This is a genomic window from Armatimonadota bacterium, from assembly GCA_036504095.1.
Lineage (GTDB): Bacteria > Armatimonadota > DTGP01 > JAKQQT01 > JAKQQT01 > DASXUL01.
The window spans coordinates 24,468-37,734 of sequence record DASXVS010000040.1; the positions used below are offsets into that span (position 1 = coordinate 24,468).

The following is a 13,267-nucleotide window of genomic DNA, read 5'->3' on the forward strand; positions in this document are numbered from 1 at the left end:
ATACGATGAGTGCTCTCGGCCCAGAAAACTTGCGGGGTACGGCGCCGGCGAAATTGTCGCTGGTGTCACTCGGCTTTTTACCCGTGCTCGTCGCAGCGATCGCTCATCTTGCAGGCGGCCTGAATTCGCCGTGGCTGGGGCTGATGTACGTGCCGCTGGTGGCGGCGGGTTTCCGTTCCGTGGCCGTTGCGTTGACCATGGCGGGTTGGACTATGGTCTTGTACCTGGCCCTTTGGGCGGTTCACCCTGAATCCGCGCAATACGGGGTGTCTGGGCATTTGGTGCATCTTGCCACCTTCGTCGCCGTTGCTTTGGTGCCCCGCACGTTGATCGAGCGCGCGGACGCCCGACGGACCGATGTGGCCGATGACGCAGCGGCCGCGCGCACGGCTCTCGATGTCCAGCAGATGATGAGCGCCGCGTATGACCTGAACATGACTCTCGACCTGGTGATCCTCAAGCAGCGCGAACTCCTGAAAACGGACGCCTGTGCGATTCTCCTGACCGAAGGCAGCTCATTGCGCGTTCGTGTAGCCAGCGGTATCGAAGGCGACGGGAGATCTGTGCGAATCTCCATACACGACGACGATCACGGCTGGACACCAAAGGACGGACGGCCGCAAGTGGTAGCGGATACGTCGATTACCGCGACGCGGTACTCGGAAATAGATCCGCCTGCAAAATCGATACTCCTTGTTCCTCTGCTCGGTGTCGAGCGCCTGGTCGGTCTGCTGTACTTCGGAAGCCACCGGCCGGATGCGTTCACGTCTCACGCTGTGGACCGCGCGGAGGAGTTTTCGAACAGCGTGGTGTTTCCGGTTCAGCGGGCGTTGCTCGAGGAGGATCTCAGGCGCCTGGCGTTTACCGATGCTCAAACGTCGCTGTTCAACCACCGGCACTTTCAGGATCAGCTGGATGAGGAAGTGAGCAGGGCGCAGCGCTACGGCCGGGCCGTTTCGCTCATCCTGATGGACATCGACGATTTCAAGGTCTTCAATGATACCTTCGGCCACCCTGCGGGGGACCGTCTTCTCGCGGACCTAGCGCATACCCTGAAGGCCGATCTGCGAACGGTGGACATCGCCGCAAGGTACGGGGGCGAGGAGTTCGTCGTCATCTGCCCGGAAACACAGCGCGATCAAGCGATGATACTAGCTGAACGCCTCTGTGCTACCATAGCTGATGAACGATTCCACGTGGATGGAGGAGAGAGCCAACCCGTGACCGTGAGCATCGGCGTGGCGTCATATCCACAGGACGCCCGCAACAAGACTGAACTTGTGGACGCCGCCGACCACGCGCTGTATGAAGCGAAGCGCCGCGGCAAGAACTGTGTCGTGCCATTTTCGGCGTCATAGTGACTCCCGTTTATGCCTCAAACCATGTCAACCCCTGACCCCGTATCAAACCCATCAAAAAGCAAACCGCGTCGACCGGCGGCATTCCTGCAATATCGCAGCTCTATCGTCCTGGCCCTGATGTTCTTTGTCGCGGCGGGACTCTCCGACCGCTTTCTGACGCCGCGCAATCTGGTCCAGGTCATCAGCCAGAACTCGGTGGTCGGCATACTCGCGGTCGGGATGACCTTCGTGATCCTCGCCGCGGGAATCGATCTCAGCGTCGGCTCCATGATGCTTTTTGCCGGGGTTGTGACCGCCGGGATATTGAAATCCGGGCAGGTCGCGCCGGGTTCGGCGATCGTGGCCTGCCTTGGAATCGGCGCTCTGCTCGGTCTTACAAACGGGATACTTGTCGCCGGGCTTCGCCTCCCGCCATTCATCGCCACGTTGGCGATGCAGGTTGGCGCGATCAGCATGGGGCAGCTCTACAGCCATGGCTCCCCGATAATCATCGGCGACAAGCTGCCGCAGTCCATTCAGTTTTTCGACCTGTTCCTCTTCGCCCCCCCGGCGACCCAGCGCACGGACCCGCATGCGTTCCCCGGGATTCCGATATCCGGCGTCATCTTCCTGCTTGTGGCGGTTGGCGCCTGGATCGTGCTCACTCGAACGCGATACGGACGCTACGTTTACGCGCTGGGAGGCAGCCCCGAGGCGACCCGCCTCAGCGGCATCAACATACGGGTGATCGAAGCGTCCGTCTATGTCATCAGCGGAGCGTTGGCGGGCATAGCCGCGCTGGTCTACACAGCGCGACTACAGAGCGGACAGGCTCTCTATGGCCTCAACCTCGAGCTGGATGCCATCGCGGCGGCGGTGATCGGCGGCGCCAGCCTGATGGGAGGCGTCGGGACCATCGGCGGCACCGTCATCGGCGTGTTGTTCGTAGGCATTTTGATCAACGTCATGCAGCTAAGAAACGTCGATCCTTACCTCCAGGGCGGCATCCGCGCTCTGGCAATTGTGATCGGAGTACTCATTCAGACGAAGCGCAAGAATTGATTTCGGTGCGCGGGCTTCACTCCCCTCGGGGCGCGCCCGCCATTCTTCGGTAGACGTCGATACCCCCAGAAGGAGATTTCAATGGTGAACAAGACAGTAATGCTTTCCGCGTTCGGCGTGGCACTCCTCGCCGGTTGCACTCCAAAGACGGCTCCAGGCAACGGAGCGCCGGCCGCCCCCGCCGGAAAAACCTTTGTGATCGGATACTCTCAAAGCACGTTGCAGGATCCATGGCGCAAGGCCATGAACTCCGAACTGGAGGCTGAGGAGAAGCTGCATTCAAACGTCACCGTGAACAAGCAGGACGCGCAGAACGTGGCCAGCACTCAGATCAACCAGGTGGAGACGCTCGATACACAGGGCATCGACGCGCTGATGATCAGCCCGAAGGAAAGCGGACCGCTGACGCCGGAAGTGAGCAAGATCTTCAAGAAGGGCATTCCTGTTATCCTCCTGGATCGCGGCATCGACGGTCCCAACTACACCACACTCGTTGGCGCGGACAACACGCTCATCGGCAAGCAGGCCGGCGAGTACGTCAAGTCCAAATTCCCCAATGGCGCCAGAATCGTTGAGATCGCGGGGATTCCGGACGCCACAGCGACCCGGGAACGCGCGAAAGGCTTCCGCGACGGCCTCGGCGATCTGAAGAAATACCCGATCGTCGCCAGCCAGCCGGCGGACTACAAGCGGGGCCCCGCCATCGACGTCATGAACACCATCGTGACGGGCAACGACAACATCCAGGTGGTCTACGCGCACAACGACGAAATGGCGCTCGGAGCCGTCAAGGTCCTCAAGGACCGCGGGCTCCTGAAAAGCATCGCCGTCATCGGTGTGGACGGCCAGAACGAAGCCATTGACGCCGTTGCCAAAGGTGATATGGCGGCGACCTTTGTGTATCCCCGACCGGGGGCCGAAGGTCTGAAGGCCGCGATCGCCGTGCTGGAAGGCAAGAAGGTCGAGAAGCGCATTACGCTGCCTACCATCCAGATCACAAAGGAAAACGCGGCGCAGTACCAGGGCAAGGGATTCTAGCCGCGGCGTTCAGTGTTCAGCATCCGCCGGGTGGGGTGAAAGATGCTCGCCGGATGCTGTATGCTGGATGCTGACCATGCCTCTGCTCCAACTGACCGATATCACGGTTCGCTACGGCGATTTCGCCGCTTTGGATGGCGTCTCCGCTTCCGTGCGCGCCGGCGCGGCCGTTGCGCTCCTGGGAGAGAACGGAGCGGGAAAATCCACCCTCTCGAAGGTCGCCTACGGGATGTGTCGCCCCGATCGCGGCGAACTGACGTGGGACGGCCGCCGCGTACACCTCAATGACCCGGCCGCCGCGCGCGCGATCGGCATCGGAATGGTGCATCAGCATTTCACCCTCGTGCCGGCGATGACGGTCGCGGAAAACCTCGCCCTTGCCGCTCCCGCACATTCCAGCGTTGCGCCCCGCAAGATGCGTGAGGCGGCTCGAAACATGATGGACCGCATGGGTCTCCCGGTCGATCCGGATGCAATTGCCGGCCGTCTGCCGGTCGGTCTGCAACAACGTGTGGAAATCCTCAAGGCGCTCAGTATCCCGACGCGACTGCTCATCCTCGACGAACCGACGGCTGTGCTTGCTCCCAAAGAGGTCGAGGATCTATTTCGCGTGCTGGCCCGCCTGAGGGACGAGGGCGCCTCGCTCATCCTCATTACGCACAAACTCCCGGAAGCGCTGGCCATCGCGGACGACGTCATCGTGCTTCGACGCGGGAAGGTGGAGCTTGCGGCGACGCGAGGAGAGGTTAACGAGGGCGTGCTCTCCTCGGCGATGATCGGCCGGGCGTTGTTTGCGCCGCAGCCTTTGGATCCAGCGGCTCCGGGCGATATGGTAATGGAAACTGGCGCGGCCGGCTTGGGTGGAATCCGGGCCGGCGAAACGGTTGGCGTGGCCGGCGTCGAGGGCAACGGGCAGACGGAACTGGCGGAAACGGTGGTCGGACTGCGACCGGATTTCGCGGTGCGTCTCAGCGAAAACGGACGGCTTGTGGATGCTTCAAGATGGCCGGTGGCGCGCCGGCTTGGCTGGGGCATGGCGCACATTCCGGACGACCGGCATGCCGTGGCGCTTGCACTCACCATGTCAGTCAGCGAAAACCTGTTTCTGTCCGGGGACCGCTTGCCGCATCACGGTCCATGGGTAGACGCGCCGCGTATGCGCGCCGAGGTGGCGCGGATGATTGCCGAATACGATATCCGGACGCCTAGCGCAGAGATGGCGGTCGGCGGCGTTTCGGGCGGTAACCAGCAGAAGGTGGTGGTGGCGCGCGAACTGGGGCGCCGCCCCCGGCTCCTTGTCGCGGTAAACCCGACCCGCGGGCTGGATGTATCCGCTACGGAATTCGTGCATAACGCCCTGAGGGACCACAGAGCCCGCGGCGGAGCGACCCTTCTGATATCGAGCGAGCTGGACGAATTGCTGACGCTTTCAGATCGCATCGCGGTGATGTATGATCGACGGATCGTCGGCTCGCTGTCGCCCGGGTCCACGGCGGATGACCGCGACGTTCTGGGAGGGATGATGCTCGGCAGATCGAGTGGCGCGCCGCCGTCCGGGGCGGCGCAATGAGCCATTTGACCAGGGCGTATCGGTCATTCCTCCGGTCGGGACTATCTTCGGTAGTGATGTCCCTGGTCGCGGGGCTGCTGATCGGCGCTGTGGTGATTTTGGCCACAGGCGGCAGTGTTGCGCAGGCGTTTGCCGCCTTCCTCTCCGGCGCGTTAGGCGGGCGCTATGAGATCTCCGAAACGCTCGTGCGCGCAATTCCGTTGCTGTTCACGGGGTTGGCCGTTGCGGTCGCCTTCAGAGGTGGCGTGTGGAACATCGGTGCGGAAGGTCAGCTGCTTGCGGGCGCCACCGCCGTGGCCGCGCTGGGGCGGGCGGGCGAGGCGTGGCCTGCCTGGGCGCTCGTTCCCATGCTTTTCGTGGCCGCCGCGGCGGCGGGCGCGGCTTGGGGGGGCATCGCGGCGTTCCTGAAGGTCAAGCGCAACGTGCCGGAAGTCATCGCCACGATCATGTTGAACTTCCTGGCGCTGAACCTGGTAAGCGCGCTGATTCACGGACCGCTCATCGAAAAGGCGCGCTCCTATCCGCAGTCGGAGCCGCTTTCGCCGGCCGCAACGCTGCCGGTACTGGTCCCGCCGGCGCGGGTGCACGCCGGGCTATTCATTGCCATCGTCGTGGCGGCCGCCATCGGCGTATGGCTCTTTCGTTCCGTGCACGGCTATCGCGTGCGTGTCGTGGGGCAGAACCTGAAGGCCGCCGAGGCCGCCGGCTTCGATCCGCCGCGGATCATCTGGCACGTCTTCCTTCTGGGAGGGGCCATCGCGGGATTGGGGGGCGCCGTGGAAATGATGGGTGTGAACCACATACTCACGGATAGTTTTTCGCCGGGCTGGGGTTACACCGCGATAGCGGTCGCCCTCCTCGGGGAGTTGCGTCCGGCCGGTGTGTGCCTGGCGGCCCTCCTCTTCGGCGCGTTGGACGCGGGCGCGGGCGCGATGGAGGCGCAGGCCAACGTGTCGCATGTGGTCGCGCAGGTGGTGCAGGGTGTGGTCATATTCATCGTGGGCGTGCGGACGGCTTTGGCGGTGCGCGCCGCGAGGGAGACGTAACGGTGGATTTCCTCCACGGGGCGATGATTCTGGCGGCGCCGCTGCTCCTGGCGGCGCTGGGTGAACTGATTTCGGAACGGGCGGGCGTGCTGAACATCGGCCTGGAAGGCATGATGCTCTGTGGCGCCCTCGCGGCGTTTATGGGCGCCCATGCGAGCGGTTCCGCAGTCGCCGGCCTGTTCGCGGCCGTCATCGCGGGAACCACGATGGCCGGCGTGTTTGCTCTGATGACGGTTGTTTTGCGCGCGGACCAGGTCATCACCGGAACCGGCGTCAACCTCGTGGGGCTCGGTCTGACGGGCGCAATCTACCGGGCAGCATACTCGCTGTCGTCGGCCACGTTGTCGATTACGCCGTTGGGTCCCGTCAAATGGCCGATCATCGGATCGATTCCGGTGATCGGACCCTTATTGTTCACCCAGAACCCGCTTGTGCCGGTCTCAATCGCGCTGGCTCCAATTGTCTGGTGGTTTCTGTACCGTACGCGGACCGGCCTGATGCTGCGGGCGTGCGGCGAGAAGCCGGAGGCGGCGGACACGGCGGGCTACTCGGTGGTGCGCCTCCGCTTCCTGGCCGTTCTCATCGGCGGCGCGCTCGCCGGGCTGGGTGGCGGCTACCTTTCGGTGGCGCAGGGCAATACATTTGTGGAGGGGATGACGAATGGCAGGGGGTTCATCGCCCTCGCCCTGGTCATATTCGGGCGATGGAAGCCCTGGGGAATGGTGGCCGGCGCGCTGTTCTTCGGCGCAGCGGCCCAGTGCAAATACGCGCTGCCGGGAACCGGGATCGGCGTATCCCCACAAGTGATCGAAATGGTGCCGTACGCGGCAACTCTGTTGGCATTGGCGCTTCTGCGGCGCGACGGGGCTTCGGGCCCCGCGGCCCTGGCGAAGCCATATCGACGCTGAGCCGATAATGGCCGTTCGCGAAAGGAATCGGGACATGGACGCGACTTTGAGCACGGAATGGTTGAAAGCGGCCAAAGAGTACACGGCGCTGATGGCCTATGCGCCGGGCGAGCGGTTGAGCACGCCCGAACAGGTGGGGGCGGCGGTTCAGGGCATCGCGAAGAAACACCCGAAGACGTGCTCGCTCGAAACATACGGCCATTCAGTCGAGGGCCGGCCGCTTCAACTGCTGACCATCGCCTCCGCAGTCAACAAACCGCGCCTGGGAGAGATTCGCAAGGCCAACCAGTCGATGGTCGCCAAGGCCTCCAATCCTCCCGTCGACTTGCCGGCGACGGTCTGGATCATCGCCAACGTGCACGGCGATGAGCACTCGACCGCCGAGGCCGCCGTCGCACTCGCCGCCTGCCTGGCCGATGGCTCCGACCCTCTGCTTTCCAACGCTGTTGTATGCATCGATCCGTGCCAGAATCCGGACGGTCGCGCGCGTTCGGTCAACTCCTATTACTCGCTATTCGGTTTGAAACCACGCCGCGATGCAGACGCCGCCGAGCATTGGGACCCGTGGGAAGGCGGACGCGGGAACCACTATTTCTTCGATATGAACCGTGACTGGTTTCCGCTGACCCAGCCCGAATCGCAGGCTCGGGTCAACGCGTTCCTGTCCTGGAGGCCTCAGGTCGTCGCGGATTTGCACGAAATGTGGTGGGATAGCCGCTTTTTCTTCCCTCCCCCGGCGCGCCCAATGAACCCTAACCTGGGCGAGCACATACTTCGCTGGTGGGAGCACATGGGGCGCCGGATCGGCAAGACATTCGATGCCAACGGCTGGGACTATTGGACCGGCGAGATATTCGACGCCTTTTTCCCGGGCTACGGGGAAGCATTCCCCTCAATCCACGGTTCGATCGGGATGACGTTTGAGCAGGCATCGGCGGCCGGCATCGAGGTTGAGCGCAAAGACGGAACGCTCCTGACGTTTGAGGAGGCCATTCGGCACCACTTTGTGGCATCGCTGACGGTCTGCCGCGTCGCCGCGGAGCGGCGCGCCGATCTCTTGAAGGACACCGTGGAGTACTTCGCCGGCGCGGCGAAATCGATCCCCGATGCGGGCATCGCCGCCTACGTCTTCCCGGACTCTGGTTTCGGCACGCCCGCCGAACACCTTGCGAGCCTGCTCTCGGCGCAAGGCATCGTTGTAGAGCGCTTGAGGAAACGTACGGTTGTTGCGGCGCGGCCGTATGACGGCGGCGAGGAGGAAATGACGGAGTTCGACGCCGGCTCGATTATCGTCCGCCTGGATCAACCGGAAGGCCGCGCCGCTCGGGCGCTTCTGGAGCGTGAGACGGAGATCGATTCCGCGTTTGTTGCGGAACAAATGCGCCGCCTTGCCGAACGCATGCCGGCGGAGATATACGACCACACGGCTTGGTCGCTCCCTCTGGCGCTGGGAGTCCGCGCCTTCTCGCTCAAGGATGCAAACCTCACCGGTGAGCCGTGGAAACCCAGACCACTCAAGCCCGTCAGCCAACCGGAATACGGATTCCTGATCCGCTCTGACTCGATGGCGGCGCTCACAGTTCTATGCGGGTTGCTGAACGAGGGTGTGCGCGTTCACGTGGCGCGGAGGGATTTCGCAGTGGGCGGCCAGGATTACCGGAGTGGCACGTTCATCATCAAACAGAGCGATCAGCCCCTGCCGTGGGAGGACGTCTGCGGCAAGGTCGCAGCGGCCGCGACAGAATATGGCGCGGCACTCGTTGGTGTCGATTCCGCGTGGACCGATGAGGGCATCAATCTGGGAAGCGACCATGTGGCGCTAGTGAAGCTCCCGAGGGTGGCCGTGCTCTACGCCGAACCAACATCGACCCTGTCGTACGGCTGGATGGCCCACCTTTTCGAACAGCGCCTCGATCTTCCGTTCACCCCGGTCCGAGCGCATCGTCTGAAAGACGCCGACCTGCGCAAGTACGATGTCATCGTGCTTCCTGACGGCCGGAAGGAAGGCTACGCCGCGCATTTGGATGACGACCTCTGGAAAAATCTGCACGACTGGGTGCGGCAAGGCGGCACGCTGATCGCGATCGGGGGGGCGGCCGCCTGCATCGCCGGCAAGGGGAAGGACTGGACGACCAGCCGGGCCGTCACCGACCTGCGTGATGCCGGACCGGAGGCAAAGGCCGAAAAGGAAGAGATCGTCCCGCCGGAGTTCCGGCCGGAGAGGGTGCCGGGCGCCGCGCTCCGGGTGACGCTGGACCGCCACCAGTGGGCCACTCTGGGTTTCGGCGACGAGAGCCACGTGTTGTGCTCGACCGACCTTATACTGACTCCCAGCGTGGAAGGGCGAAATGCGGCGGTCTTCGTTCAGGAGAGCCGTCTGGTGCTGTCCGGGCTGGTGTGGGACAAGATGCGCCCGGCGATCGCCGGCAAGGCGTACCTGGTGGACGAGACGCAGGGAAAAGGGCACGTGCTGCTCTTCGCCGGTGATCCGAACCAGCGCGGCTACTGGGACGTGACCAGCCGCCTGTTCGCGAACGCAGTGCTGCTGGGACCAAGGTAGGGATGAACCGGAAAGGAGCCGGCTATAATGGCGGCTCCTATCGTGGTTTACTCCGAGACGATGATTCTGGGGTTCATCCCGGCCGCGATGAGCGACCAGAACGGGTCCTTCACGTCGCTGTATGCCCCGTACAGGCCGGTCGCGTGCCGGTCAAGGCGTATGATTACGGAGGCGTTGGTCCTTCGCGGGGCTGGAGCCTTGAGGAACGCGGGACCGTTGGCAAGGATGGCTTTCGTCGACGCACGAGCCGTGCCGTCCGGGTTAATGATCCCGTAATCGCTGTCCTCGCCGGTTCGGAAGCCGCCTGGATACCACCACCAGTAGATCCCGTTGCTGCCCGAGGCGATCATCATGCGGTAGAACGTTGCCACCTGATCGCCCTGTTCCTTGAGGCTTTCGGGCGGCGCATCATCCGTGCCGGGCTGCCAGGCGGATTTGCCTGCCTCCTTCCAGATGACGGGCAGGTTCGGGTTTGTGGCACGACCGTACGCAACCTCAAACCAGCCGTCCTTCGTGTGGTCCCAGGCGCCCATGCGTCCGTATCCCTCCGGCGCGAAGAAGTCCACAGCGTTACGGAGGCCGCGGAAATCGTATGGCAGATTGGCGTCCCAGTTGTAGGTCGGATTGCTGGTTTCCGTCATGCGGAAGGAGACCAGGTGATGTGGATCGACCGAACGGACCAGGCTGCGCGCACGGGAGTATCGCTGGCCGACAAGGTCGTCGGCAAACCGCCGGTAATCCACAACGTACTTCGTCCAGTCGCCGTCTGCAATGAGTTCGGCGTTTCCCGCTCCTTCGAGGATATTGCCTGCGATGCGAGGAGCGTAGTTCCATGCTTTCGTTGCCGCCTCAATCGAGCCGTACTTGCGCTCGACCCATTTCGTCCACAGCCCATCGTACTTCACGCGCTCGCTCCGTCCGCCGAAAAACGGCTCCCAGGCGAGGTCATAGGCGATGACAGTGTCGTTGTCCTTCAGCCGGTACGTTGTGATGAGCGGGCGGATCTGCTCCCAGAGGAAGTCCATCGGCGTCCCCGGCCGCAGGGATACGTCCGCCTTGAGTCCCCTTTCCCGACATTGCCGGAGGATGTCCAGCAGGTTTCCGGATTTCAGCGAGCGATCATAGACGAAGATGCTGACGGCGTTGAGCCCAAGCCGTTTGACGTTATCCAGATCCCGGGAGATGATCTCCGGGTCGTACGGCGCGGGATCCAAGAAGAACTCGAAGTCCTTGTCGTCGTCCGGCCTGTCCCGCGCGACGCCGGATGACGGCATGTAATTGACGCCGTTGATCTTCCACGGCTTACCGTTCAGCCGGAACTGGCCGGCCTTCGTTGTGACGAACGAAGGCTTCGCTGGCGGCGCCCAAACGTGGATGTCCTGGGTGATGGAGTCGATCTGAGACCGGCCTTTCTCCAGAACGGTCAGTACCTTCCACGGTCCACTTGCACCCCGCGGAGGCATCCATGGGAGCCGCCTTACACGCACGTTGGCCGGCCACCGGTACCGCAAGGCAATGTGACCGGTTCTGCTATCCGTGATCGTCATCCCGATGTTGACGCCATCCACGCCGGGACCGACGGCATACGCGCCGATTCGCACCGGCTGCCCCGGGAAGTATGTGTACCAGTCGGAGCCTCCCTCAACGAGAAGTGGACCGCGCATCTTCTTCGACAAGGCCGTGAGACCGCGCACGAATCTTGGGTCGCTGACGATTCGGGGATCCGTGAACCCGAATAGAGCCCATACGCCGCGTCCATATCGAGCGCCGTTGTGAATGTACATCGCGCCGGGAGCGCCTCTCCAAGCGCCGCCTGCAGACTCCGCGGTGAGAAGGGGAACGAAGCGTACCCGGCGCCCCTTGTTGAAGCCGGCGCCAGATGGGCGTGGATGGGGAGATCGCAGTGAGACCCCCGATGGCAGCAGGAACCGGGCGCCAAAGCCTTTGAGTGACGCGGCGCCGTGAACCGTGAACGACTTGTAGCCGGGGTATAGACCGTCGATCTCCTCTTCGGCGCTCAGCGCCGAAATGGGGGCCTCTTCCCTGGTCGCCGTGCCCGGGTTGCCCACCCAGTATTCCTGCCGTCCGCCGCCGGTGCTGGTATGCGAGAATGCCAGTCCAAAGCTCAATCGCGTCGCATTCGCCGGATTGAGGACGTCTCCGCCTCTCCCCCGGTTCGGGTTGCTGTTCCAGTACCGGAAGGCCGTCGGTGGCAACTCGTAGCGGCGCCATTCCCGGGTGAGAGGCACCGTGGCAATCCAGCGTGACCCGTCCTTCTCCTCCCACTCCACCGCCAGAGAGTTGGTCTTGGGCCCGCCCTTCGCGCAGAAAACCGTCACGCTGTCGCCGGGCCGGAATGGCTGGTCGATGGGTGGCGGACCGAACGTATCCCAGCTGGTGAGGTCCGGTATGACGACGTGCAACGCCGCGTCCGTTCCGATATGGTCGATAGAGGCGACTGTCGGCGATGCCGGCGTGTTTGAAGACCGTGTCCACTTGGTGAGGTCGGAGGTGGCGAGATCGATGATGGGGTTGCCGGTCGGCGTCCATGCGGTCGTTCGTGCGTACTCATCGGCGTTGACGAACTTGCCCATGACCTTGAGGAGCGGGTACTTGCAGGCAGGCAGGCCGAAAGCTATGAGGTTGCCGCCACGGTGCAGAAATTCGTTCAACGGCTTGTGGAATGCGGCCGGCAGTGTTGTGGCGTCCTGAAGAGCCAGCAGCTCGAACGGCTTCAGGCTCGACGGGGCCAGCGCAGCGTCGAAATCGAGACGACGGACTGTATATCCCGCGCTACGTAGTGAGCTCTCAAGCGCGAGACCGGCCCGTGTCGGGTTGCGGTCGCAGACGAACGCGGCGGCAGGCCGCATCGGAGACGCGGCCTGCCCGATGGGGACTGCGATACACGAAACCACGGCGGCCGCGATTGACCGTGCGGCGATGGAGTGGGCCACGGTAATCCTCCTGACCGGTCACCCCAGTTACTGTGGGAGGCTGCCGTCAAGCGGAACGCGGTGGCGCTGGATCGCCTCACCTATCTGCTGCATCTGCTGCGGGGTGGAGTGTGTCATGAACTCCCTCATCAAGACCGCAATCTGGTCGGGTTGAAGGCTCTGCACGGCGGTGAACGCCTTGACGAGGCCGGGGTCATTGCGCGCTTCCGGGCTCATGATCCGGGCCATGGCTCCCTCCCGGGCTGTCTGGTCTTTGTCCGCCGCTTTCCTTCGAGCTTCCTCGCGGGCGGCTTTGATGGCGGCCGGATCGGCCTTCGTCTGAACGAGATAGACGCTCACCGAGCCCGCGGGAGCCGCGGCGGCGTTGGCCAGGGTGACAACCGTCGGCCCGGCAACCTGCACCTGAACGACACCGGCGCTCTTCAACGTGTCCGCTGCCAAAACGAGATCCGCCGCGTGGTCCGCCGTCAGGGAGTCCGCTTTCTCCGTGGGAACGGTGATGCGGCTCCAGCGGAGCCCGGCGGTTTGAGTGATGACGCTCAGGGCGCCCTCAAACGAAATATCGTTCAGCGTTACCGTGAGCTTGCCGGTGACTTCGGTGCCGATGAGAAGCCTGGCGCCGCTCTGCTTCGCCATCGAGCGCAGTGTTTCGCGGACGTCACCATCCACGGGATGAACCGAGACATTGCCGGGCAGAACCGGACTCTTGGCGGGTGCCTGGGCTAGCGCCGGCAATCCCACGCCGGCCAGCAACCCAAAGAGAGCAATCATTCTCATACGGAACTCCTT

At 63.5% G+C, this 13,267-nt stretch carries 9 protein-coding genes; 7 read left to right on the plus strand and 2 right to left on the minus strand.

All coding sequences use genetic code 11. The features are described 5' to 3' along the window. Positions 1–5: 5 nt before the first annotated feature. The 7 genes from VGM51_07365 (at position 6) to VGM51_07395 (ending at position 9,524) form a co-directional block, all read left to right on the plus strand. Positions 6–1,358 (plus strand): sensor domain-containing diguanylate cyclase, encoded by a 1,353-nt coding sequence (locus tag VGM51_07365; GenBank protein ID HEY3412861.1) that lies wholly within the window; start codon positions 6–8, stop codon positions 1,356–1,358. 24 nt (positions 1,359–1,382) lie between these two features. Further along, positions 1,383–2,402, plus strand: coding sequence for an ABC transporter permease (locus VGM51_07370; protein HEY3412862.1), 1,020 nt, complete (start codon positions 1,383–1,385; stop codon positions 2,400–2,402). A gap of 81 nt (positions 2,403–2,483) precedes the next feature. After that, positions 2,484–3,440: a substrate-binding domain-containing protein gene (locus VGM51_07375; protein ID HEY3412863.1), complete on the plus strand. Its 957-nt coding sequence runs from the start codon at positions 2,484–2,486 to the stop codon at positions 3,438–3,440. Positions 3,441–3,516: 76 nt separating this feature from the next. Next, entirely contained in the window at positions 3,517–5,010 is a 1,494-nt protein-coding gene (locus tag VGM51_07380; GenBank protein HEY3412864.1) for an ABC transporter ATP-binding protein, read from the plus strand. Between the two features lie 56 nt (positions 5,011–5,066). After that, positions 5,067–6,056 (plus strand): ABC transporter permease, encoded by a 990-nt coding sequence (locus VGM51_07385; protein ID HEY3412865.1) that lies wholly within the window; start codon positions 5,067–5,069, stop codon positions 6,054–6,056. Between the two features lie 2 nt (positions 6,057–6,058). Continuing rightward, a complete protein-coding gene (locus tag VGM51_07390) occupies positions 6,059–6,964 on the plus strand; it encodes an ABC transporter permease (protein ID HEY3412866.1) in 906 nt (301 codons plus the stop codon). Between the two features lie 34 nt (positions 6,965–6,998). Beyond that, positions 6,999–9,524, plus strand: a complete 2,526-nt coding sequence (locus VGM51_07395) for a M14 family metallopeptidase (GenBank protein ID HEY3412867.1) — start codon at positions 6,999–7,001, stop codon at positions 9,522–9,524. Positions 9,525–9,571: 47 nt separating this feature from the next. Here VGM51_07395 and VGM51_07400 read toward each other — a convergent pair whose 3' ends face one another. Together VGM51_07400 and VGM51_07405 are read right to left on the minus strand one after the other, a co-directional pair. Then, positions 9,572–12,478, minus strand: a complete 2,907-nt coding sequence (locus VGM51_07400; GenBank protein HEY3412868.1) for a hypothetical protein — start codon at positions 12,476–12,478, stop codon at positions 9,572–9,574. A 27-nt stretch (positions 12,479–12,505) separates the two neighbouring features. Continuing rightward, positions 12,506–13,255, minus strand: coding sequence for a hypothetical protein (locus VGM51_07405; GenBank protein HEY3412869.1), 750 nt, complete (start codon positions 13,253–13,255; stop codon positions 12,506–12,508). Positions 13,256–13,267 lie beyond the last annotated feature (12 nt).